We start from the raw sequence: 22050 nt of genomic DNA on the forward strand, positions 1-22050 counted from the left end.
CATGTCCGTGACTCCGTTCGTCCAGATGAGGGGCCGCGCCAGGCGCGCCCTGCGCACCCGGGGCGCGACTGCCCTCGGCAAGCTGCCGGTCGCCCCGGGCCGCGCCGGCCAGCTCGTGGGCCGGGCCCGTGTCGCCGAGGCCAGGCGGGTGCTCAAGGCGGGCGGCGACGCCGAGGCGGTGGTCGCACCGCTCCTCGACGCCGACGCCGACTCGAGGGTCCGTGGCCGGGCCTGGGCGCTGGTCGCGGAGGCCAGGTCCGCCGCCGGACAGCACGGCTCCGCCCTGGAGGCGGCCCGTACGGCGGCCGCGCTGGACGACGACGTCGAGACCTCGTTGATCCATCGACGCCTGGCGCAGTCCACCTCTCCGGACGAGGCGGCGACGGCCCTGGCCCGCGCGTTGGGCCAACGGCCGCGGAACCGCGCGCAGATCGCCCTGGTGGTGGAGGCGCTCCGCTCCGCAGATCGTGAGTCGGTCGAGGCCTGGCGCACCCACCTGGCGCGCTGGGGCATCGACGGTCTCGACGAGCGGCTCGCCGAGGTGGAGGCCGAGATCGCGCTGGTGGGGGCCGACCCGCTCGACCCGGTGCTCGCCCACTGGTGGGAGCAGTTGCGCCGGCCCACGCCCGCCGTGGCACGCGCCCTCGACCGGCGGCGCGACTGGGACCGCCTGGCCGCCCAGGTGAGCGCGCACCCGCCGGCCGCGGACGACGTACCGGCGTTGGTGAAGGAGGCCGCCCTCGAGCTGCGCAAGGCCGCCGCGCGGGCGCTGACCGCCGGCTACACCTCCGCCGCCGAGACGCTGGTCAACCACTCGCTCGCGCTGCGTCCCGACGACCTCTGGGCGCGCGACACCTGGTCCAGCGCCACCGACCAGCTGCGGGTCGTGCGTGAGGGCTGGACGCCGACGCCGCGCGGGGAGCTGCGCCTCGACGCCGCCCCGCGGCACGTGCTGTCGGTGCTGGCCCAGTCGTTGCCGCACCTCTCCGGCGGCTACGCGACCCGCACCCACGGCGTCCTCACCGGTCTGGTCGCCGACGGGTGGTCGGTCGAGGCCGTGACCCGCCCGGGCTTCCCCTACGACCGTTGGTCCAAGCACGACACCCGCGTCGTGCCGCCGGTCGACGAGATCGACGGCATCCGCTACCACCGGGTGCTCACCGACGCCCGCGTCTATCGGCAGTACCCGCTGACGTCGTACGTCGACAAGTACGCCGCCGCGATCGAAGCCCATGCGCGGCGTCATCGTGCCTCGTTGATCCACGCGTCGTCGTTCCACGTCAACGGGCTGGCCGCGCAACAGGCGGCCGCGCGGCTCGGGCTGCCGTTCGTCTACGAGATGCGCGGGCTCGAGGAGCTGATGAAGGTCTCGCGCGACCCGGCCTTCGAGTCCTCGGACCGCCACCGGTTCACCGCCGACCTCGAGACCACGATCTGCCACGCCGCCGACCGGGTCTTCGTGATCACCGAAGCCCTGCGTGCGTTGATGATCGAGCGTGGGGTCGACGCGGAGAAGCTGGTCGTGCTGCCCAACGGCGTGCACACCGACCAGTTCACGCCCCGGCCACGCGACGCCGACCTGGCCGCCTCGTTGGGGCTGACCGGCAAGACCGTCATCGGCTACGCCGGCGGGCTGGTCGACTACGAGGGGCTCGACCTGCTGCTCGAGGCGGTGGCGCTGCTCAAGGAGCGCGCGGGCTCATCGGGTCCGGACTTCCACGTGGTCGTCGTCGGCGACGGTCACTTCGAGTCGCAGCTGCACGCGCTCTCGACCTCGCTCGGTCTCGACGACGTGGTCACCTTCACCGGACGCGTGCCCCACGACCAGGTGGCGTCGTACCTCTCGCTCTTCGACATCACGCCGTTCCCGCGGCTGCCGCTGCCGGTGTGTGAGGCGATCTCGCCGATCAAGCCGTTCGAGTCGATGGCGATGGGCAAGGCCGTGGTGACCTCGTCGGTGGCCGCGCTGACCGAGATCGTCGACGACGGCCGCACCGGACTGGTCTTCGACAAGGGGTGCGCGCGTTCCTTGGCCGACACGCTCGAACGGCTCCTCGAGTCGCCGGCGCTGCGGGACCGCCTCGGTGGTGCGGCTCGCGACTGGGTGCTGGAGAACCGCGACTGGCGCCACGTCACGTCCATCGTCGACGCCACCTACCGCACCCTCCTCGCCTGAACCTTCCCGATACTCCCTGACGTTCGGGCCCTCAAGTCTCGATAGTCCCTGACGTTCGGGCCCTTGAAACTTCCGTCCCAGGGGGCCGAAACGTCAGGGAGTATCCCGACAGAGGGGCCGAAACGTCAGGGAGTATCCCCACGGAAGGGCCGAAACGTCAGGGAGTATCCCCACGGAGGGGCCGAAACGTCAGGGAGTATCGGTGGGTCAGTCGCCCCAGCCCATGGGGAAGACCTCGAAGGGGGCGGCGAACGTGACGCCCATGCGGGTGCCGGTGGCCCGGCCGAAGCCCTCGAGCATTTCGGCCGGGTCGAAGTTCTCCCAGCCCAGGCCGTCGATGTAGGCGCCGTGTGCGCGCAGCGAGTCGACGCCCGCCTCGAACGTGTCGGTGGTGTCGACGCCGTGCTCGGCCAGCGGTGAGCCCGCCGCCCAGACCTCGCGTACGCCGCCCCACGGTTCGAGTCCGTCGGTCAGCTGCTCGGCGAAGATCCACCGGTTGCCCGCGTCGCGTACGGCGTCCAGCACGGCACGTCCGACGGCGATGTGGTCGGCCTGGTTGAGGTTCCGGCCGCCGAACGTGTCGTGGAAGTTGCCGGTGACCACGATCTCCGGACGATGCCGCCGCACCACCTCGGCGAGCACCCGCCGCAACGCGACGCCGTACTCGATGACGCCGTCCTGGAGGCCGAGGAACTCCACCTCGTCGACGCCAACGATGCGCGCCGACTCGACCTGCTCGGCCTCACGGACGCTGCGGCACTCGTCGGGGTGCAGGCCGTCGATGCCGGCCTCGCCGCTGGTCACCATGCAGTAGATGACCTGCTTCCCCTGGCCGGTCCATCGGGCCACCGCCGCGGCCGCACCGAACTCCATGTCGTCGGGGTGCGCCACGATGCACAGCGCACGCTCCCAGGTCTCGTCCAGGGGGCTCAGGGAAGGGGGTGCGTCACTCATGTCCCCAGACTGGCACGCGGACGCCCGCCGCGGGAGACCCCGTTAGGGTTGCCCCAGTCGAGCAGAGGGGATTCCGATGGGCAAGAAGGCCAAGACCGCTGTCGTCGTGATCGGCGCCGGCGTGAAGGTCGCCGTCAAGTACGGCCCGCAGGCCAAGATCGCCTGGGACAACGGCGGCAGGAAGGCCGCGGCCTCGGCCACGAAACGCGCCCGCAGCCTCACCGCACGACGCAAGGCGCTGGCCCATGCCGCCACGGTGGTCGACGGCTCGATCCTCAAGGTGGCGCCGTCGGGCACCACGTCGTACGTCGTGTTCACCGGCGACCAGCCGATCGCGACGTACCCGCCGTCGGAGCTGCCGTTCGAGGTGCTGCTGGCGCACACCGACCTCGCCAAGCGGATCCACCCGGAGCCGAAGCCGGCCCGTCGGGTGCTGCCGCGAGGACGGCGTTGACCAACGTCTTCGTCGAGGGCGACAACCTCGACGTGCTGCCCACTCTCGAGCCGGGCAGCATCGACGTGGTCTACATCGATCCGCCGTACAACACCGGCAACGACTTCGCCTACAACGACCGCCACGGCACCGGCCGCGACCGGCACCGTGCCTGGACCGACATGATGCGGCCGCGCCTCGAGGCCGCGCGCGACCTGCTCTCCGACGGCGGCGCGATCTTCGTCTCCATAGACGACAACGAGGTCGCCCACCTGCGCCTGCTCATGGACGAGGTGTACGACGAACGCAACTTCATCGCCCAGATCGTGGTGAACCTCAACCCCAAGGGCAGGCAGCTCGGCAACTTCTTCGCCACCTCCCACGAGTACCTGCTGGTCTACGCCCGCGACATCGACGCGTGTGTGCTCGACGCGACCTCGACGCACCACGTCGACCCGGCCGACTTCCCGCAGGAGGCCGTCGACGGCCGCCGGTTCCGGCACCTCCCGTTGCGCAACACCAACAAGAAGTTCAACCCGGCGACCGCGCGCACGCTGCACTTCCCGTTGTGGGGCTCGCCGGTGACCGGCGAGGTGGCGACCGCGCCGTTCGAGGGAGCCGTCGAGGTGCTGCCCATCTTCGGCGACGGCACCCCGGCGGTCTGGCGCTGGTCGGTGCCGCGCATCGAGGCCCGCCCCGACGACCTGGTGTGTCGCGAGATCCGCGGCCGGCTGGGGGAGCGGGTCGACATCTTCCAGCGCGACTGGCTGCACGACGGTCGGCGCAAGAAGCTGAAGACGATCTGGCTGGCCGAGGAGGTCGGCTCGACCGACACCGCGGTGGCCGAGCTGAAGGCGATCGTGGGCCACGTCTTCGAGTCGCCGAAGCCGACCGGCCTGGTCCGCCGGATCCTGGAGTGCTTCCCCGACGACGCGGTCGTGCTCGACTTCTTCGCCGGCAGCGGTACGACGGGGCACGCCACGGCGCTGGCCAACGCCGACGACGGCGGCAGCCGCACGTGCATCTCGATCAACTCGCCCGAGCCCACTCGGCCCGGGTCCAACGCGCAGCTGGCCGGACTCGAGACGGTCAGCGCGATCACCGAGGCGAGGCTGCGGGCCGTCGCCGAGACGCTCGGCGGCGGACTCGACGTACGCCGACCCTTGTCGTAGTGACTGCCGTCACACTAGGTTCGGCGACGGCTCACTCACTCATCTCGGAGGTCCCATGCGTCGGATCGCAATTGCCGTCATCGCCGCCCTCGCCCTGTTCCTGACAGTGCTCGGACCGACCGCCTCGCAGGCGGCGCCACGCTCGACGGCAACGGCGGCCGGGCACGACCCCGTCATCTTCGTCCACGGCTGGAGCGGCGCCTCGTGGAACTGGGACTACTACGTCGGCCGCTTCGAGGCCGACGGCTGGTCGGCCGACGAGCTCTACGCCTGGGACTACGACTTCACGCAGTCCAACGTGACCACGGCTGGCCAGCTGCGCGCGTACGTCGACGATGTGTTGGCCCGCACCGGCGCGTCGAAGGTCGACATCGTCACCCACTCGATGGGCGGGCTGTCCTCGCGCTACTACCTGAAGAACCTCGGCGGCACCGCCAAGGTCGACGACTGGGTGAGCATCGGCGGCCCCAACCACGGCACGAACTTCGCGTGGGGTTGCTGGACCACGTCCTGCGGAGACATGCGACCGGGATCGACGTTCCTCACCGCGCTCAACTCCGGGGACGAGACGCCCGGCTCGGTGAACTACCGGACCTTCTGGTCGCCGTGCGACGAGATCATCAACCCCGACACGTCGGTGATCCTCAGCGGCGCGACCAACACCCAGACCGGCTGCGTGGGTCACCTGGGCCTGTTGGCCGACGGATCGACGTACACCGGGGTGGCGAACGCCGTCCGCTGACCGGCCTACTGGACGCCGGCGGCCTTCTCGAGCGCGGACAGCTCGTTGTCGAGGTGCGTCAGCAGCCGCTGCAGGTGCGGCACGGTCCGGCGGCACCCGGTGAGCCCGAAGCCCATCTGGCCGTCGTACGACGTGCAGGTGATGTTGAGCGCCATGCCGTGGATCGGGATGGACAGCGGGTACATGCCGACGAGCTTGGCGCCGTTGAAGTACTGCGTCGTCCGCGGGCCGGGCACGTTGGAGATGATCAGGTTGAACGGCGGCCGGATCACGCCCTGCATGCGCAGCATCGGGGTGAGCATCGCCGGGGCCATTCCGATCGCGGACATCGCCAGGATCTGCATCGGGCTCATCGACGACAGCGCGCGCTTGCCCTCGAGCATCGACTTGTGGATGCTGCGGAGGCGGTCGGCGGGATCGGCCAGGTCGGTGCCGAGCTTGACCATCACGGTGCCGATCGCGTTGCCGCCCTCGGCCGAGGCGACCTGTGCCTGCTTGGCGTTCAGGCCCACCGGCACCATCGAGACCAGCGTGGTGTCGGGCAGCGCGTCGAGCTCGACGAGATAGGCGCGCACCGCCCCGCTGCACATGGCGAGGACGACGTCGTTGATCGTGGTGCCGGTCGCCTTGCCGATCGCCCGCATGCGCTCGATCGGCCAGTCCTGGGCGGCGAAACGGCGTGACCCGGTGATGGTCTGGTTGAAGATCGTGCGCGGGGCGTAGAGAGACACCGCCGACGTCTCGTTGCGCACGCCGCTGTTGAGGGTGCGCAGCAGGGCTCTCGGGAGGCCCGCTGCCTCGGCGCTCATCCCGAGCGCGCTACGCAGTGCCTTCATGGGTACGACGGCGAGGTTGCGCTCCGCCTCGGCAGCCGTCTGCACGGCCTTGGGTGGGCGGGGCCGCTGGGCCCACGGGGCCGGCATGTCGCGCTTGTCGGGGTCGCCGGAAAGGACGCTCTGCGTCAGGCGCATTGCCGAGACGCCGTCGACCAGCGAGTGGTGGATCTTGGTGTAGAGACCGACGCGCCCGTCCTTGAGGCCCTCGATGACGTGGGCCTCCCACAGCGGGCGCTCGTGGGCCAGGCGGGTGCTGTGCAGGCGCGAGCAGAGGTCGAGGAGCTCACGCACGCGCCCGGGCTGGGGGAGCGCGCTGTGGCGCACGTGGTGCTCGATGTCGAAGAGCTCGTCCTCCGCCCAGACATACTGGCCGGCCGTGGCCAGGGACCTGCGGGGGTGCTTGAGGAACAGGGGTGCGATCGCCTCCGGGGAGCGCATCTGCTCGTAGAGGTCCTTGATGTAGTCGGGGCCGGCGCCCTCCGGCTTCTCGAACAGCTGCAGCCCGCCGACGTGCATGGGCATGTTGCGGTTCTCCGCCACGAGGAAGGCGGTCGAAGTCGGGTCAATCGGCGTGGCCACTTCTGTGTACCTCTGCTTTCTCCCGGACTGCACCGGAAGTTCGATCCTTGCGTGAGCGGAACTGCTTGTCGAGGGCATCGACAACGTGCCAACGCAGCGGCGGGGCCGCGGGTTACGTGTGACGTCCCGCTCGCCCCGGTCTCGGGGCCGAGAGCAGCCCCTCGACGTCGGGCAGCTGGGTGAACCCGGTGAACGTTCCGTCGTCCTTGATCTCCTGCGCGGCGTCCAGGAATCCTCGCCACGCGGCGCGGGCCAGGGTGCCGCCGACACTGATCCGGCGTACGCCGAGTGCGGCTGCCTCGGCGACGCTCAGGAACGGCGCGTTGATCAGCAGGTTCACCGGCTTGGGGGACACCGCCGCGAGCACCGCCGCCACCTCGGCGACGGTCGTGATGCGGGGCGCGTAGAGGCAGTCGGCACCGGCCGCGGAGTAGGCCTCGAGCCGGCGAACCGTCTCGTCGATGTCGGGGCGGCCGACCACGAACCCCTCGGACCGCGCGGTGAGCAGCACGCCGGTGCCGCTGTCGTCGATGGCGGATCGTGCGGCCCGCACCCGCTCCACCGAGAGGTCGAACTCGTGCAGCGGGTCCGACTGGTCCCCGGTCGAGTCCTCGATCGAGAGGCCGGCGATGCCGGTGGCAGCGGCGAGCAGCACATGGTCGTGGACGCCCTGCGGGTCCACCGCGAACCCGCCCTGGAAGTCGGCGTTGACGGGCACGTCCACGGAGTCCGCGATCATCCGCAGGTGTTCGAGGGACGCCTCGAGCCCGACCTGGTTGTCGCCCACGCCCGTGGTCCAGGCGAAGCCGGCGCTGGTCGTCGCGAGTGCCTCGAAGCCCATCTCCTCGAGGACCCTGGCACTGCCGGCATCCCACGGGTTCGGCATCACGAAACAGCCCGAGGCGTGCAGGCGATGGAACCTCTTCACTCGCTCGTCGGGCATCCGCGGGACTCCTCGCTGACGGGGAATTTCCAGCGTACGCCGGTCGCGTCCCGCCGCGCCCGGCCCTGCGTTCCGGGCGGCGGAAAATACCTTGGACGCCCCCGGGGCCGGGTCTATCGTCGCGTCGAGGAGGGTCAGATGGTGAGCACGGCGAACGGGCGGGTACTGATCTCGGGGGCCAGCATCGCCGGCCCGGCGCTGGCCCACTGGTTGCACCGGTCCGGGTACGACGTCACGGTCGTCGAGCTCGCCCCCGACGTACGACCGGGTGGTCAGGCCGTCGACCTGCGCGGCGCCGGCCGGACCGTGATCGAGCGGATGGGCCTGCTCGACCGGGCTCGCGAGCTCTCGCTCGACCAGCGCGGCATCGAATGGGTCGACGCCGAGGGCAAGGTCACCGTCAGGATGCCGGCCGACGCCTTCGGTGGGGAGGGCCTCATCTCCGAGGTCGAGATCCTCCGGGGCGACCTCGTCCACCTGCTCTTCGAGGCCACCTCGCCCCACGTGGACTACCGGTTCGGCGACTCGATCGAGGCGATGGACGATCGCGACGACGCCGTCCACGTCCGGTTCCGGTCCGGCACCGAGGAGTCGTTCGGGCTGGTCGTCGGAGCCGACGGACTGCACTCGAGGGTGCGTCGACTGGCCTTCGGCGACGACTCGGGCACCGTCGTGCCGCTGGGTTGCTACACGGCCTGGTTCACCGCGCCGGGCATCCCCGAGCTCGACGGGTGGTACCAGATGCACAACGCACCCGGTGGCCGCGTCGCGTCGGTCCGGCCGGGCCGCGATGCCGTCGAGTCGAAGGCGTCGCTGAGCTTCCGGTCGGCCCCGTTGCCGTGGCAGCGGCTCGACCTCGCCGACCAGCGTCGCGAGCTGGGGGACCGTTTCGGTGACCTCGAGGGTCGGGTGCGCCTACTGGTCGAGGCGTCGCAGGAGGCTCCCGACCTCGCCTTCAGCCCACTCGGCCAGGTGCGGATGCCGCACTGGACGCGCGGACGGACCGCCTTGGTCGGGGATGCCGGCTACTGCCCCACACCCCTGACCGGCCTCGGCACCAGCCTGGCCCTGGTCGGCGGCTACCTGCTGGCCGCAGAGCTGGCCGCGGCCGGCGGCGACCATGCCCGCGCGTTCCGTCAGTACGAGTCGCGGCTGCGCCCCTATGCGGACGCCTGCCAGCAGCTGCCTCCCGGGGGAGTCCGCAGCTTCGCGCCGATGACCCGCACCGGAATCCGTCTCCAGGCCGCCTCGATGCGGTCGATGCTGCGTTGGCCGATGCGCGGGATCATGGAACGCCAGGCCGGCAAGGCAGCGGACATCGACCTTCCCGACTTCGAGCAGCAGCAACCGTGACGAGGCAGCTGCCCGGTCCGGGCCGAGGTCCGGGGGCAGGGGGTTCCGGCGCGGACCGATTCGGTGTTGTCTGGAGGTCGACCACGCATCTCACTCGGGAGACGTCCTCATGCTGCCTCGCCTTGCCACCGTCCTCACCTTCACCGCACTGCTGATCGGCCTGCCGGTCACGGCGTACGCCGACGACTACTCGGCACCACTGCAGACCGCCGTCTCGGACCTGCCCGTCGCCACCGAGGTCCGCACCGGCTACGACCGGTCGAAGTTCAACCACTGGATCGACGCCGACGGCGACGGCTGCAACACCCGCAACGAGGTGCTCCTCGCGGAGGCCGACGACCCGCCCACCCGCACCGGCACGTGCACGCTGAGCGGTGGGCGTTGGTACAGCTACTACGACCGGGTCTCCTGGTACGCCCCGTCCGACATCGACATCGACCACATGGTGCCGTTGGCCGAGGCCTGGGACTCCGGCGCCCGCACGTGGAGTGCGGCCGAGCGCGAGGGCTATGCCAACGACCTCGGCGACTCGCGGTCGTTGGTCGGTGTCACCGACAACGTCAACCAGGCCAAGGGCGACCAGGACGTGCGGGAGTGGCTGCCGACGTACGACAAGTGCCGCTACCTGCGGGAGTTCGTGGCGGTCAAGCACCGGTGGCGGCTGAGCGTCGACAGCGGCGAGAAGTCGGCGATGACCACGCTCGCCGGCACCTGCACCAACACCACGATCACGGTGACGCTGGCTCGCTGATCCGGGCCGCTGATCGTGCACAGGTGAGTTCGCGTACCGGTTCTCCACAGGTCGGCCCGCGCCCGGCTCCGGGTGGCGCTGGTCGTCCCTAGCGTCTCGTGGTGAAGGGCCGGAGCAGCCGGCCCGTGACCCACGGAGACCTGCATGACACGAACCTTCCACCTGCTCGCCCTGACGCTCGGCATCGGGTGCGGCCTGCTGATGGGCCTGACCGTCGGCGCCGGACACGCCGAGACCCGGGCGCCCGCCGCCTGGGAGCCCCCGGCGCACACCATCGTGGCCGTCGAGGGCGACAAGGCCAACGGCTTCGGCATCCACTACTACGACGGCAGCTCGATCTACCCGCCGACCGACTCCGAGGCCCTCGCCGAGTGCGGTGAGTACGACACCCGCGTGGCCCGCGTGCGATGCCGCACCGAGGTGCGCATCTGGTACCGCGACCTCGGCCAGCTCAAGCTCGCCCTGCGGTATGCCCACCACCCCTAGGGGCGGCATCTGACACGATCAGCGCATGGAGGTCCACCCGCTCGATCGCGCCTGGCAACGCGGTCGCACGTCGGCCCGGACCCGCCTGCGCCGGTTGCGGACCAAGTCGTTCGCGATCGCGCAGTGCTCGATCGCGGCCGGCGTCGCCTGGTTCCTGGCCAGCGACGTGTTCGGGCACCCCACGCCGTTCTTCGCACCGATCGCTGCCCTGGTCTGCCTGGGCACGTCGTTCGGGCAGCGCCTGCGGCGCGTGGTCGAGGTGTGCATCGGTGTCGCTGTCGGGGTGCTGATCGCCGACCTGCTGGTCTATGCCGTGGGCACCGGCTGGTGGCAGCTCACCTTCATCGTCGCGCTGGCCATGTCGAGCGCCTTCCTGCTCGACGGTGGACCGTTGCTGGTCACCCAGGCGGGCGTGCAGTCGATCGTGGTGGCGACCCTGGTCCCGTCCTCGGGGCAGGCGCTCACCCGTTGGACCGACGCCCTGATCGGTGGTGCGGTGGCGCTGGTGGCGGCCACGGCGGTGCCGGCCGCGCCCTTGCGGCGGCCACGCGAGCAGGCTGCGGAGGTCGTGCACAAGATCGCGACACTGCTCCGCGCCGCCGCCGACGTGATGGTCGACGGCGAGGTGGAGCCGGCGCTCGACCTGCTCGCCGACGCCCGCGCCACCGACTACCTGATCCGTGAGCTCCAGGCGGCCGCCGACGAAGGGCTCTCGGTGGTGGCCAGCTCGCCGTTCCGGGTGCGGCACAAGGGCTCCGTCCGACGGATGGCCGACCTCGTCGAGCCCCTCGACCGGGCCCTGCGCAGCACCCGTGTGCTGGTCCGGCGTACGGCGGTGGCGGCGTACCGACGACGCCCCGTGCCCGCGTCGTACCCACTGCTGTGCCGCGACCTGGCCGATGCGTGCAAGGTCGTGGCTGGTGAGCTCTCCGCCAACCGGATGGCCGCCGACGCACAGGGCGCCCTGCTCGCCGTCGGCAAGGCGACCGGCACCGTCGAGCGCACCGACGACCTGTCCGTCGAGGTGGTGCTGGCCCAGATCCGGTCGGTGATCGCCGACCTGCTGGTGCTGACCGGCATGGGCACCCTGGAGTCGACCGACGCGCTGCCGCCGACGAAGCGCTGATCATGCGCTGGGTGCTGCACGTCGACATGGACCAGTTCCTGGCCGCCGTGGAGATCCTGCGCAACCCCGAGCTGGCCGGCAAGCCGGTCGTCGTCGGCGGCCGGGGCGACCCGACCGAGCGCGCGGTGGTGTCGACGGCGTCCTACGAGGCGCGGGCGTACGGCGTCCGTTCCGGTATGCCGTTGCGGGTGGCGCGGCGCAAGATCCCCGACGCGGTGTTCCTGCCGGTCGACTTCCCGGTCTACGAGGCTGCCTCCGAGCGGGTGATGCAGGCGCTGCGCGAGACGCCCGGCGCCGTGGTGCAGGTGCTCGGCTGGGACGAGGCCTTCGTCGGCATCGAGACCGAGGATGTCCTGGCCACCGCCCACGACCTCCAGGCCCGCGTGCTGGCGGCCACCGAGCTGCACTGCTCCGTGGGCATGGGCGACACGCTGATCAGGGCGAAGAACGCCACCGACTTCGGCAAGCCACGGGGCACCTTCCGGCTGACCCGCGACAACTGGCTCGAGGTGCTCGGCGACCATCCGACCAAGGACCTCTGGGGCGTCGGACCACGCACCTCCGCACGGCTGGCCGACCTGGGCATCACCACGGTGCGTGAGCTCGCCGCGGCACCGGTCGACGTGCTGACCGCGGAGTTCGGGCCCAACACCGGCGTGCACGTGCACCGGCTCGGCACCGGCGCCGGGAGCGCCGTGGTCGACGACACCCCGTGGGTGCCGCGGGCCCACGGCCGCGAGACCACGTACCAGCAGGACCTCACCACCCCCGACGAGATCGCCGCGGCGGTCCACGCGCTGGCCGTCCAGGTCGTCGCCGACATCCGTCGTGAGGGCCGACCCTGCCAACGCGTGCACCTGAAGGTGCGGTTCGTGCCGTTCTTCACGTTCACCAAGGTGCGCAAGCTCGCCGAGCCGACGTACGACGTGGACGTCATCGCCCGCACCGCCCTCGACCTGCTCGCCGCACTGGAGGACGACCGGGCGATCCGGTTGCTCGGCGTACGCGCCGAGATGGTCCCTCCCGAAGGCGGCTACTGACGCGAACCGTGGATTGTTGATGCGCGAGCCGTGGGTTCTTGCGCCGCGAGCCGTGGATTCTTGCGGTGGTGCGCGCTCAGGGATGCAGTGAGGCCCGGAGCTCGCCGACCACCGAGTCGACCACCGCGACCAGGTCGCCCCCGGTGTCGGCGGCGACCGCGCGCTGGCGCTGGTACGACGCACCGCGCCGCGGGATCTCCGCGACGGACCGCAACTCGTCCTCGCAGCCGAGGCGCTTGGACACCGGTGTGAGGCGATCGAGCAGGTCGTCGAGGTCGTCGGTGATCAGGCGTTCGTTGGACGCCGCGTCGAGGATGATGATCGCGTCGAGGCCGTACCGGGCGGCCCGCCACTTGTTCTCCTGCACGTGCCACGGCGGCATCACCGGAAGCCTCTCCCCGGCGGCCAACCGGGTGTCGAGGTCGACGACGAGGCAGTGCATCAGGGCGACCAGTGCGGCCATCTCGTCGATCGTCGAGACGCCGTCGCAGACCCGGTTCTCGAGCGTGCCGAGCCGTGGCACCGGCCGGACGTCCCACCGGATCTCGGACAGCTCGTCGATCACCCCGGTGGTCAGTTGGTCCTGGGCGAAGACCTCGAACTCCGGCCACGTCTCGAACTGGAAGGGCAGTCCGGCGGTCGGCAGCTGCTGGAACATCAGCGCCCGGTTGGACGCGTAGCCGGTGTCGGTGCCCGCCCAGACGGGGGAGGAGGCCGAGAGCGCCTGCAGGTGGGGGTACTGGTTGAGCAGCGCCGACATCACCGGCAGCACCCTGTCGCGTTCGGGCAGACCGACGTGCACGTGCACGCCCCAGATGAGCATCTGCCGGCCCCACCACTGGGTGCGGTTGATCAGCTCCTCGTAGCGGTGCCCCTCGGTCAGCTGCTGGGCCGACCAGTTCGCGAACGGGTGCGTGCCGGCGCCGAACAGGTCGACGCCCAGCTCGTCGGCCACCGGCAGTACGACGTCCAAGGTGCTGCGCAGGTCGGCCATCGCCTCGTCGACCGTCGTGCAGATGCCGGTGACGACCTCGACCGTGTTGCGCAGCAGCTCCTTGTGCAACTTGCGCGCGTCGGCGAGCTCGGGACCCACCGCGGTGAAGAGGTCCGCGGCGGAGTTGACGAGATCGCGGGAGGTCTTGTCGACGAGCGCGAACTCCCACTCGACGCCGAGTGTGGGCCGGGGTGAACGGTGGAAGTCGATGTGCACGACTCAAGCGAACCACAGTCCGACCCCCGTGAAAGCATGTCGACCATGGCGGAGCCACGCGAGATCGCTCTCACTGTCGACCTGAGCCTGCGCATCGGCGAGATGTTGCTCTCCAACGGCGCGGGTGCGGCCGACGTCACCGCCACCATGCAGTCAGTGGCCTACCACCTGGGCCTGCGCAACCCGATCGTCGACGTGACCTTCACCAGCCTGTCGATGAGCTACCAGCCCGAGCCCGGCGACGTACCACTGGTGATGATGCGGCAGGTCAAGCAACGCGACATCGACTACGAGGACCTCACCCGCATCGACCACCTGGTGCGTGACCTGCTGGCCGACCGCATCGACCTGGTCGAGGCCCGAGCGACGGTTGCCCGGATCAGCTCGTCGGGCCACGCACGGCATCGTTGGGCGGTGACCGCGGGCACCGGTGTGATGTCGGCCGGCGTCGGCATGATGCTCGGCGGCAACACACTGGTGGTGCTGATCGCCTTCATCGCCGCGGTCCTCATCGACCGCACCCAGATGCTCCTGTCGCGCCAGCGGCTGCCGACGTTCTACCTCCAGGTGGCCGGTGGGGCCGTCGCGACCCTGCTCGCGCTGGCGGCAGCCGCCGCGGAGCTCGACGTCGACCCGTCGGTCGTGGTGACCGCCAACATCATCATGCTGCTCTCCGGCATCGGCTTCATGGGCGGACTCCAGGACGCACTCTCCGGCTTCTACGTCACGAGCAACGCCCGGATGACCGAGGCGTTGCTCTCCACCGCCGGCATCATCGCGGGGGTCAGTGGCGGCCTGGCGCTGGGTGACGTGGTCGGCGTCGACATCGGACGCCTCGAGCCCGGTCGCGGCGGCCTCACCACTCTCGCGACGATGTCCGTCGGGGCAGCCGTCGCAGCTGCGGCCTTCGCGTTCAGTGCCTATTCGCCCAAGCGCATCCTCGCCCCGATCGGCCTCATCGCCGGCGTCGCGCTCGCGATCACCTATGGCATCGAGGGTGCCGGCTTCGGGCGCACGTGGTCGGTGGCGGCGGCCGCCCTGTTCATCGGTCTCGTCAGCTACTCGGTCTCGGGTCGGGTCAAGGTGCCACCGCTGGTCGTGGTGGTCTCGGCGATCGTGCCGCTGCTGCCCGGCCTCTCGATCTACCGCGGACTCTCACTGATGGCCGAGGGCGGCGAGACCTCGCGGGGACTGGTGGCGATCATCACCGCGGCCTCGGTGGCGATCGCCCTGGCCTCCGGCGTGATCCTGGGCGAATACATCGCCCAGCCGCTCAAGCGTGAGGCCCGCAAGCTCGAGGGTCGTCTCTCCGGCCCGCGCCTGGTCGGTCCCTTCCGCGCCCGCAGCAAGCGCTGACCTGTCGCCAGTTCGTGCCGACCTGTCGTGAGTTCGGTGGCCAACCAGAATTCACGACGGGTCGATCCGAACTCACGACAGGCCGTCCAACATGGCCCGCCAGGCTGCGGCGGTCGGGCCGTCGTACGGCGCCACCTGCCCGAGCACTGCGGCGTGTACGGCGGCACAGTTGGCCAGCGCCAGCTCGATGACCTCGTCGGGATAGCCCAGGGCCACCCGGTGCTCGGCGAACTCGTCCTCGTCGTCGATCCACGTGCGACCGCTGAACGCCCGCACCACGTCGAGGTCGAGGTCGACCGAGCGGACCGTCGTACCGTCCCAGACCGGCTGGGTGGCGATGTCGACGTACACCTCGACCGGGAAGGCGGGCTCGAACCCGGCGCCGGTGCCGTCGGCGCGACGTGCGTGGAACGTCGCGAACCAACCGCTCTGCGAGAGATCGCCGGTGGTCGGGGCGAGGCAGACCTGGTCGACGGCCGACAGCATCTCGACGCCCGGCCGGGCCATGCGGGTGCCGGCCGGGACGCCCAGCCAGTCACCGTGCTCGTCGCGACCGAGGTAGTGCGCTCGGTAGGCCCAGTGCGGACGGTCGCGCCACTTGGTCATCGCGACATCGATCGGGTCCCCGAACTCCATCCGCCATTCCTAGCACGCACGACGTCCTGCGTTCCGGCTGTCGGAGCAACCGGAACGCAGGACGTCGTGAAGATCGAGCGTTACTTCTTGGCGGGGATCACGCGCTTCGACGTCAGCGCCACGATGTCCTGGTAGCGCGACCCGGTGACCTTGGCGAAGTGGTGCAGGAGGTGCGCGTCGATGCCGACGAGCTGGCGCGCCTTCCCCTTCATGCCCGCGGCGAGGATGATCGCGGCGGCCTTGTCGGCCGGCATCCGGGCCAGCTTCTCCTCGAAGAGCCGGTCGATCGTGCTGCCGTCCTGGCCGGCGGTCTTGCGACCGTTGCGCGAGATGCCGGTCTTGATCCCTCCGGGGTGGATGCAGGTCACCGTGACCGGGTGCTTGTTGACCAGCATCTCCTCGCGCAGTGCCTCGGTGAAGCCGCGGACGGCGTACTTGGTCGCGTTGTACGCCGACTGGCCGGGCATCGAGATCAGGCCGAACAGGCTGGAGATGTTGATCAGTGCGCCGTCGCGCGAGGCGATCAGGTGGGGGAGGAACTCCTTGGTGCCGTTGACGACGCCGTTGAAGTTGACCCCGACGATCCAGTCGAACTCCTCGTAGGTCATGTCCTCGAAGTCGCCGGTCATCGTGACGCCGGCGTTGTTGACCACGACGTTCACGACGCCGAACTGCTCGACGACGGCCGCGGCCCAGGTGGCCATCGCGGCGCGGTCGGACACGTCGACCACGTCGGAGCGCAGGTCGGTGGCGCCCTGCTCCTTCAGCAGCTGGACCGTGCCCTCGAGGCCGTCGGGGTTCCAGTCGGAGACGGCGACCCTGGCGCCCTTGCCGGCAGCCAGCAGCGCGAGCTCGCGGCCCATGCCGGACCCGGCCCCACTGATCACGACGACCTTGTTCTCGAGCGACTTCATGCGGACACCTTCTTCTTGGAGGGGGTGGGCGAGGAGGCGGTCACGTCGTACGACGCTACGTCGAACCGCGCGAGCAGTCGACGGAAGGTGAACGTGGTGCGTGGCCAGAGGGTGGTGTTGCGGCCTTCGTCGTCGAGGTACCAGCTGGCGCAGCCGCCGGTGTTCCACACCGTCTTCTTCAGGCGCCGCTGGAGGTCGTCGTTCCACTCGTCCTGCACGTCGGTGCGGGGCTCGACGCTGGCGTAGCCTTCGCGCTCCATCGTGCGGATCGCATCGCGGATGTAGGCGATCTGCGACTCGATGACGAACACCATGCTCGAGTGGCCGAGGCCGGTGTTGGGTCCGACGATCTGGAACAGGTTGGGGAAGCCGTGCACGGTGGTGCCCTTGTAGGCGACCATGCCGGTGTCGCGCCAGGTCTCGGCGAGCGTCGCGCCGGTGCGACCGGTGATGGCCTCGGCGATCGGCTGCTCGGTGGTGAAGAACCCGGTGGCCACGACGAGTACGTCGATGGGGCGCTCGACGCCGTCCGAGGTGACGACGGCGTCGCCGGTGATCTTGGAGATGCCGTCGGTGACCACCTCGACGTTGTCGGAGGCCAGGGCGGGGTAGTAGGTGTTGGAGATCAGGATGCGCTTGCAGCCGATCTCGTAGTCGGGCGTCACCTTGGCGCGCAGCTCGGGGTCCTTGATCCCGCGGGCGATGTTGGTGAGGGCCATCTGCTTCGCGGGCCAGGCCAGCTTGGGCTCGAGGGTGAAGCCGGGCACGTAGAGCTCGCGACCCCAGTAGATCGCCGTGCGGTAGGCCTTCTGCACGAGCGGCAGATGCCGGAAGGCGAGCTTCTCGAGGCCGGTGTAGCGCCGGTCGTTGCGCGGGATGACGTACGGCGCGGTGCGCTGGTAGACGTCGAGGTGGCCCACGACCTTCTGCAGCTCGGGGACGATCTGGATCGCCGAGGCGCCGGTGCCGATGACCGCGACGCGCTTGCCGGTCAGGTCGATGTCGTGGTTCCACTGGGCCGAGTGGAAGACCTCGCCCTGGAAGCCCTCGATGCCGTCGATGTCGGGGAGTCGGGGTTCGGAGAGGCCGCCGGCGCCGGAGATCAGGTTGGTCGCCGTGACCTCGCTGCCGTCGGAGAGCGTGACCTGCCACTGCTGGGCGTCGTCGTCCCACACGGCCTTCTCGACGGCGACCTCGAAGCGGAAGCGGTCGAGCACGCCGGACTCGTCGGCCACCCGCCGGATGTAGGCCTGGATCTCGGGCTGCGGCGAGAAGGACATCGACCAGTCGGGGTTGGGCGCGAACGAGTAGCTGTAGAGCTGGCTCGGTACGTCGCACGCGGCGCCGGGGTAGTCGTTGGCACGCCAGGTGCCGCCGACGTCGGAGCCCTTCTCGACGACGAGGAAGTCGGATTCGTTGTCCTCGTCGAGCTTGACGGCCATGCCGAGGCCGGCGAAGCCGGCGCCGACGACGAGGTGCTTGACGGTGGTCGTGGTCATGCCAAGTGACGGTACGCGGCTTACTGAACAACCGTCAATAGTCCTGTTGAAAAGAATTCAGTAGGGTGGGGCGCATGACCAGCACCCCGCGGATCCGGCTCAACCCGGAGACCCGCCGCGAGCAGCTGCTCGACCTCGGGGTCACCCTGCTCGCGACACGTTCGCTCGATGAGCTCTCGATCGAGATCCTCGCCGAGGAGGCCGGCATCTCGCGCGGGCTGCTCTACCACTACTTCGGCAACAAGCACGACTTCCATGAGGCCGTCGTACGCCGTGCCGCCGACGAGCTGATCGCCCAGACCGCGCCGCCGGGTGAGGGGGAGCCGCTCGAACGGCTGTTGGCCTCGATGGCGGCCTACCTCGACTATGTCGTGGCCAACTACGAGGGCTACCTCTCGCTGGTCAAGGGTGCGGCCGCCGGCACCGCGTCGATCCGCGCGATCTACGACGAGGCGCGCAGGGCGCTGACCGACCGGCTCTTCGACGAGGACGCCGAGGGCATGATCCTGCCCGACACTCCCGCGACGCGTCTGATGGTGCACGCCTGGTCGGCCTTCGCCGAAGACGTGGCACTCACCTGGGCGGAGAACCCCGACGGGGTCAGTCGCGACGAGGTGCTCGAACTGCTGGCCGGTTCGCTGCCGGCCCTGGTCGAGGTCGTCCAGCCGTCCTGAGTCGCGGCGCGAACATCCACAGCCGCATCGCCAGGAAGCGCATCACGGTCACCACGAGGTTCGCGATCGTGAGTACGACGACCTCGGCGCGATGCGACGCGGTCGGCTCCACCGCCTCGAGCAGCCACAGCGACCCACTGGTCATCGCCAGCCCGACGCCGAACACCGCGAGCCCCTGGGCATGGTGCCGCAGGTGTCCGCCGCCGCTGACCGCAAACGTGAAGCGACGGTTGACGGCGGTGTTGCCGATCGCGGTGACCAGCAGGGCCAGTGCGTTCGCCCAGAGCCCCGGCATCAGCTGCCGGAACAGCAGGTAGAGCACGGCGTACGCCGCGGTGCTGAGCACGCCCACGCAGGCGAACAGCGCGAGCTGAGTACCCGGTCGACCCTGCGCGCGGGCCGTGCCGAGCTGGGCGCGCACCGCCTCCATCGGCAGTCGGCCGGTCGCCAGCGACCACGCCAACCGCCGGATGCCGCGCAGGTCGTCGAGCGCCGTGCGTACGACGTCCACGCGCGAGTCCGGGTCGTCGACCCAGTCGACCGGCACCTCGTGGATGCGCAGCCCCGAGCGCTCGGCCAGCACCAGCAGCTCGGTGTCGAAGAACCACGTGTCGTCCTCCACCAACGGCAGCAGCACCTCGGCGACGTCGCGCCGCAGCGCCTTGAAGCCGCACTGCGCGTCGCGGAACCGGGCCCGCAGCGTGGAGCGCAGGATCACGTTGTAGGAGCGGGAGACCAGCTCCCGCCGCGGCCCCCTTGTGACCCGTGCCCCGCGGGAGAGTCGGGAGCCGATCGCGACGTCGGAGTGCCCGCTGATCAACGGGGCCACCAGCGGCAGCACGGCGTTGAGGTCGGTCGAGAGGTCGACGTCCATGTAGGCGAGCACGTCGGCCTGCGACTCGCGCCAGACCTGCTTGAGCGCACGGCCGCGGCCCTTTTCGGCGAGCGTCACGACCCGCACGCCGTCGTACTCATGGGCGAGTCGGCGGGCCACCAAGGGAGTGGCGTCGGTGGAGGCGTTGTCGGCGATGGTGACCTGCCACGTCCACGGCAGCTCGGCCAGGTGGCGGGTCAGCATGGCGACGGCCCGGGGGAGGGCGACCTCCTCGTTGTGGACCGGGATCACCACCTCGAGCACGGGTGCCGGCTCGAGGGCTTCGACGGCACTCACGCGACGCCTTCGGAGAGGTCGTAGAGCGTGACCCCGTCGACGGTCTGCGCGGTGAAGTTCTCCTGCACCCACTGCGAGATCTCGGACGACGCGCCGGAACCGCGCATGCCACCGCCCATGCCGCCCATGCCTCCGCCGGCGATGTACCAGTGGACCTCGCCGTCGGCGACGTACTCCTGGAACCGCGCCAGTGTCGGGCTCGGGTCGCTGCCGTTGAAGCCGCCGATCGCCATCACCGGTTCCTCCGTGGCCAGCTGGTAGCCGGAGGCCGCGTTGGATCCGGACGCCGCGGCCACCCAGGTGAAGGCGTCGGAGTTCTGCAGCAGCAGCTCGGTCAGCGCGGTCGAGGGGTCGCTGCCGTTGAGCAGGCTGCCGGTGCCGGTGCCGGTGCCGGTGCCGCCCGGGCCACCCGCCCCGCCCGGGCGTGCGCCACCCATGCCGCCCATGCCAGCCATCCCGCCCGTGCCGCTCGGCCCGGCGCTCGGGATCGAGCCGGTGTGCGGCGTCGCCGCGGTGGCGAGGGAGAACGCGAACGGCCCGGCGAGGACGGCGACCAGTGCGCCGGCCGCGACCACGACGGCCACCCTTTGCGGGAGGATGCGTACGACGCCCAGCATCAGCGCGCAGGCCAGGCCGACGGTGACCACGACGTACTTCAACCAGGGGTGCCAGTCGCCGGCCCGGTCGAGCAGCACGAACGCCCAGGCGCTGGTGAGGGCGGTGACGAAGGCGAGGACCCCCGAGACGACGAGCGACTCGCGCTTCTGCCACAGCCCGTGCAGGGCGATGGCGACGACTGCCGCGACCGCCGGGGCCAGGGCGACCGTGTAGTAGGCGTGGAAGATGCCGGCCATGTAGCTGAACGTCAGCCAGGTGACCACGAGCCAGCCCATCCAGAGGGTGAGACCGGCCCGGGCCCGGCGTCCGGCGACTCCGTTCTTCCGGGAGAACCAGAGCCCGGCGATGCCCAGGACGAGCGCGGCCGGCAGCAGCCAGGAGGCCTGGCCGCCGATCTCGGAGTTGAACATCCGCCAGAAGCCGGTCTCTCCCCAGCCGTTGCCGCCGCCGACCGAACCGGTCTCGTCGCCGGTCAGCCGGCCGAAGCCGTTGTAGCCCAGGGTCAGCTCGAGGATCGAGTTGTCCTGCGAGCCGCCGATGTAGGGCCGCGACGACGCCGGCCAGAGCTCGACGACCGCGATCCACCAGCCGGCGGCGAGGATCATCGACCCGAGGGCGACCAGCAGGTGGCCGATGCGACGGCGCCACGGCACCACGGCGAAGAGCGCGTACGCCGCCGCAAGTGCCGGCAGCACCAGGAAGGCCTGCAGCATCTTGGTGAGGAAGGCGAGCCCGACCAGTGCCCCGCCGAGGGCCAACCACCGCATGGCGCGCGGTGATTCGAGGGCTCGGACGGTTGCGTGGATCGAGCCGATCAGCAGGAGCACGAGCATCGCGTCGGGGTTGTCGAAGCGGAACATCAGCACCGCCACCGGGGTCAACGCCAGGATCGCCCCGGCCAGCAGTCCGGCCCCCACCGATCCCGTCGTACGGCGCACGGTGGCGTGCAGCAGGGCCACGGAGCCGACGCCGATCAGCGCCTGGGGAACCAGCAGGCTCCACGACGACAGCCCGAAGATGCGGATGGAGAGTGCCATCGGCCACAGGGACAGGGGCGTCTTGTCGACGGTGATCGAGTTGGCGGCGTCGGAGGAGCCGAAGAGGAACGCCTTCCACGACTCCGAGCCGGCCTGCGCCGCGGCGGCGTAGAACGAGTTCGCCCACCCGGACTCCGACAGGCCCCACAGGTAGAGCACGGCCGTGCCGAGCAGCAACCCGGCCAGGGCCGCCCGCTCCCACACGGGTCGGGGGACCGCGCGGGGAGCGGGCGGTCCTGGCCGGGCTGGTGTCCCCGGGTCAGGTGGTCGTACGACGGGCAGCAGGGTCTGGGTGTCCATGCCGCAACATTCGGCGGCTCGGCTGGGTCAGCCGTGGGTGGAAC

20 protein-coding genes are annotated in these 22050 nt (G+C 70.5%); 11 read left to right on the plus strand and 9 right to left on the minus strand.

The genetic code is table 11. The features are described 5' to 3' along the window. Position 1: 1 nt before the first annotated feature. Complete coding sequence (locus ASD66_RS20040) at positions 2-2176, plus strand: glycosyltransferase family 4 protein (protein ID WP_056892015.1); 2175 nt, start codon at positions 2-4, stop codon at positions 2174-2176. 207 nt (positions 2177-2383) lie between these two features. Here ASD66_RS20040 and ASD66_RS20045 read toward each other — a convergent pair whose 3' ends face one another. Beyond that, positions 2384-3130, minus strand: a complete 747-nt coding sequence (locus ASD66_RS20045; protein ID WP_056892016.1) for a PIG-L deacetylase family protein — start codon at positions 3128-3130, stop codon at positions 2384-2386. A 76-nt stretch (positions 3131-3206) separates the two neighbouring features. Between ASD66_RS20045 and ASD66_RS25410 the strand changes: the two genes are divergently transcribed. The 3 genes from ASD66_RS25410 to ASD66_RS25420 are packed head-to-tail and all read left to right on the plus strand — an operon-like array spanning position 3207 to position 5477. Continuing rightward, entirely contained in the window at positions 3207-3584 is a 378-nt protein-coding gene (locus tag ASD66_RS25410) for a hypothetical protein (protein ID WP_056685759.1), read from the plus strand. After that, positions 3581-4735, plus strand: coding sequence for a site-specific DNA-methyltransferase (locus ASD66_RS25415; protein WP_056892017.1), 1155 nt, complete (start codon positions 3581-3583; stop codon positions 4733-4735). The genes ASD66_RS25410 and ASD66_RS25415 overlap by 4 nt, the downstream gene beginning before the upstream one ends. Before the next feature lie 55 nt (positions 4736-4790). Further along, the gene (locus ASD66_RS25420) at positions 4791-5477 is read left to right on the plus strand and encodes an esterase/lipase family protein (RefSeq protein WP_082599631.1); all 687 of its coding nucleotides are present in this window, start codon (positions 4791-4793) and stop codon (positions 5475-5477) included. 5 nt (positions 5478-5482) lie between these two features. Here ASD66_RS25420 and ASD66_RS20065 read toward each other — a convergent pair whose 3' ends face one another. Both ASD66_RS20065 and ASD66_RS20070 read right to left on the minus strand, forming a co-directional pair. Beyond that, complete coding sequence (locus ASD66_RS20065; protein WP_082564010.1) at positions 5483-6892, minus strand: WS/DGAT/MGAT family O-acyltransferase; 1410 nt, start codon at positions 6890-6892, stop codon at positions 5483-5485. A gap of 112 nt (positions 6893-7004) precedes the next feature. Then, positions 7005-7835, minus strand: coding sequence for an isocitrate lyase/PEP mutase family protein (locus ASD66_RS20070; RefSeq protein ID WP_056892018.1), 831 nt, complete (start codon positions 7833-7835; stop codon positions 7005-7007). 138 nt (positions 7836-7973) lie between these two features. Between ASD66_RS20070 and ASD66_RS20075 the strand changes: the two genes are divergently transcribed. The 5 genes from ASD66_RS20075 to ASD66_RS20095 all read left to right on the plus strand — a co-directional run bounded on the left by ASD66_RS20075 (position 7974) and on the right by ASD66_RS20095 (position 12591). Continuing rightward, the gene (locus ASD66_RS20075) at positions 7974-9188 is read left to right on the plus strand and encodes an FAD-dependent monooxygenase (RefSeq protein WP_056892019.1); all 1215 of its coding nucleotides are present in this window, start codon (positions 7974-7976) and stop codon (positions 9186-9188) included. 109 nt (positions 9189-9297) lie between these two features. Next, positions 9298-9939 carry an HNH endonuclease family protein gene (locus tag ASD66_RS20080; protein WP_056685775.1) on the plus strand — a complete coding sequence of 214 codons (642 nt, stop codon included), beginning with the start codon at positions 9298-9300 and terminating at the stop codon, positions 9937-9939. Positions 9940-10083: 144 nt separating this feature from the next. Next, positions 10084-10425, plus strand: coding sequence for a hypothetical protein (locus ASD66_RS20085; RefSeq protein ID WP_200950134.1), 342 nt, complete (start codon positions 10084-10086; stop codon positions 10423-10425). 25 nt (positions 10426-10450) lie between these two features. Next, the gene (locus tag ASD66_RS20090) at positions 10451-11551 is read left to right on the plus strand and encodes an FUSC family protein (protein WP_056685778.1); all 1101 of its coding nucleotides are present in this window, start codon (positions 10451-10453) and stop codon (positions 11549-11551) included. A 2-nt stretch (positions 11552-11553) separates the two neighbouring features. After that, on the plus strand, positions 11554-12591 hold the full coding sequence (locus ASD66_RS20095) for a DNA polymerase IV (RefSeq protein ID WP_056892020.1): 1038 nt from the start codon (positions 11554-11556) through the stop codon (positions 12589-12591). 76 nt (positions 12592-12667) lie between these two features. Here ASD66_RS20095 and ASD66_RS20100 read toward each other — a convergent pair whose 3' ends face one another. Beyond that, positions 12668-13801 (minus strand): glutamate--cysteine ligase, encoded by a 1134-nt coding sequence (locus ASD66_RS20100; RefSeq protein WP_056892021.1) that lies wholly within the window; start codon positions 13799-13801, stop codon positions 12668-12670. 45 nt (positions 13802-13846) lie between these two features. Between ASD66_RS20100 and ASD66_RS20105 the strand changes: the two genes are divergently transcribed. Next, positions 13847-15157: a threonine/serine ThrE exporter family protein gene (locus tag ASD66_RS20105; RefSeq protein ID WP_056686099.1), complete on the plus strand. Its 1311-nt coding sequence runs from the start codon at positions 13847-13849 to the stop codon at positions 15155-15157. Between the two features lie 72 nt (positions 15158-15229). On the opposite strand, the gene ASD66_RS20110 is transcribed toward ASD66_RS20105, so the two are convergent. The 3 genes from ASD66_RS20110 to ASD66_RS25575 form a co-directional block, all read right to left on the minus strand. Beyond that, positions 15230-15793, minus strand: coding sequence for a DUF402 domain-containing protein (locus ASD66_RS20110; protein WP_056685787.1), 564 nt, complete (start codon positions 15791-15793; stop codon positions 15230-15232). 80 nt (positions 15794-15873) lie between these two features. Continuing rightward, a complete protein-coding gene (locus ASD66_RS20115; protein WP_056685790.1) occupies positions 15874-16707 on the minus strand; it encodes an SDR family NAD(P)-dependent oxidoreductase in 834 nt (277 codons plus the stop codon). Continuing rightward, entirely contained in the window at positions 16704-18206 is a 1503-nt protein-coding gene (locus ASD66_RS25575; RefSeq protein WP_056892022.1) for a flavin-containing monooxygenase, read from the minus strand. Before ASD66_RS25575 ends, ASD66_RS20115 begins: the two co-directional genes overlap by 4 nt. A 74-nt stretch (positions 18207-18280) precedes the next feature. Here ASD66_RS25575 and ASD66_RS20125 point away from each other — a divergent pair, with 74 nt between their 5' ends. Beyond that, entirely contained in the window at positions 18281-18880 is a 600-nt protein-coding gene (locus ASD66_RS20125) for a TetR/AcrR family transcriptional regulator (RefSeq protein ID WP_056892023.1), read from the plus strand. On the opposite strand, the gene ASD66_RS20130 is transcribed toward ASD66_RS20125, so the two are convergent. Then, the gene (locus ASD66_RS20130; RefSeq protein WP_056892024.1) at positions 18807-20051 is read right to left on the minus strand and encodes a bifunctional glycosyltransferase family 2/GtrA family protein; all 1245 of its coding nucleotides are present in this window, start codon (positions 20049-20051) and stop codon (positions 18807-18809) included. The genes ASD66_RS20125 and ASD66_RS20130 overlap by 74 nt on opposite strands. Then, entirely contained in the window at positions 20048-22006 is a 1959-nt protein-coding gene (locus ASD66_RS25580; RefSeq protein WP_056892025.1) for an ArnT family glycosyltransferase, read from the minus strand. The genes ASD66_RS20130 and ASD66_RS25580 overlap by 4 nt, the downstream gene beginning before the upstream one ends. Between the last annotated feature and the right edge of the window lie 44 nt (positions 22007-22050).

The organism is Nocardioides sp. Root151, assembly GCF_001427925.1.
GTDB lineage: Bacteria > Actinomycetota > Actinomycetes > Propionibacteriales > Nocardioidaceae > Nocardioides.

What these genes read in the sequence shown, in the direction of transcription:
- ASD66_RS20040 (WP_056892015.1), top strand. Translation starts at nt 2, where the DNA reads ATGTCCGTGACTCCGTTCGTCCAGATGAGGGGCCGCGCCAGGCGCGCC.
- ASD66_RS20045 (WP_056892016.1), bottom strand. Translation starts at nt 3,130, where the DNA reads ATGAGTGACGCACCCCCTTCCCTGAGCCCCCTGGACGAGACCTGGGAG.
- ASD66_RS25410 (WP_056685759.1), top strand. Translation starts at nt 3,207, where the DNA reads ATGGGCAAGAAGGCCAAGACCGCTGTCGTCGTGATCGGCGCCGGCGTG.
- ASD66_RS25420 (WP_082599631.1), top strand. Translation starts at nt 4,791, where the DNA reads ATGCGTCGGATCGCAATTGCCGTCATCGCCGCCCTCGCCCTGTTCCTG.
- ASD66_RS20070 (WP_056892018.1), bottom strand. Translation starts at nt 7,835, where the DNA reads ATGCCCGACGAGCGAGTGAAGAGGTTCCATCGCCTGCACGCCTCGGGC.
- ASD66_RS20075 (WP_056892019.1), top strand. Translation starts at nt 7,974, where the DNA reads ATGGTGAGCACGGCGAACGGGCGGGTACTGATCTCGGGGGCCAGCATC.
- ASD66_RS20080 (WP_056685775.1), top strand. Translation starts at nt 9,298, where the DNA reads ATGCTGCCTCGCCTTGCCACCGTCCTCACCTTCACCGCACTGCTGATC.
- ASD66_RS20085 (WP_200950134.1), top strand. Translation starts at nt 10,084, where the DNA reads ATGACACGAACCTTCCACCTGCTCGCCCTGACGCTCGGCATCGGGTGC.
- ASD66_RS20090 (WP_056685778.1), top strand. Translation starts at nt 10,451, where the DNA reads ATGGAGGTCCACCCGCTCGATCGCGCCTGGCAACGCGGTCGCACGTCG.
- ASD66_RS20095 (WP_056892020.1), top strand. Translation starts at nt 11,554, where the DNA reads ATGCGCTGGGTGCTGCACGTCGACATGGACCAGTTCCTGGCCGCCGTG.
- ASD66_RS20105 (WP_056686099.1), top strand. Translation starts at nt 13,847, where the DNA reads ATGGCGGAGCCACGCGAGATCGCTCTCACTGTCGACCTGAGCCTGCGC.
- ASD66_RS20110 (WP_056685787.1), bottom strand. Translation starts at nt 15,793, where the DNA reads ATGGAGTTCGGGGACCCGATCGATGTCGCGATGACCAAGTGGCGCGAC.
- ASD66_RS20115 (WP_056685790.1), bottom strand. Translation starts at nt 16,707, where the DNA reads ATGAAGTCGCTCGAGAACAAGGTCGTCGTGATCAGTGGGGCCGGGTCC.
- ASD66_RS25575 (WP_056892022.1), bottom strand. Translation starts at nt 18,206, where the DNA reads ATGACCACGACCACCGTCAAGCACCTCGTCGTCGGCGCCGGCTTCGCC.
- ASD66_RS20125 (WP_056892023.1), top strand. Translation starts at nt 18,281, where the DNA reads ATGACCAGCACCCCGCGGATCCGGCTCAACCCGGAGACCCGCCGCGAG.
- ASD66_RS25580 (WP_056892025.1), bottom strand. Translation starts at nt 22,006, where the DNA reads ATGGACACCCAGACCCTGCTGCCCGTCGTACGACCACCTGACCCGGGG.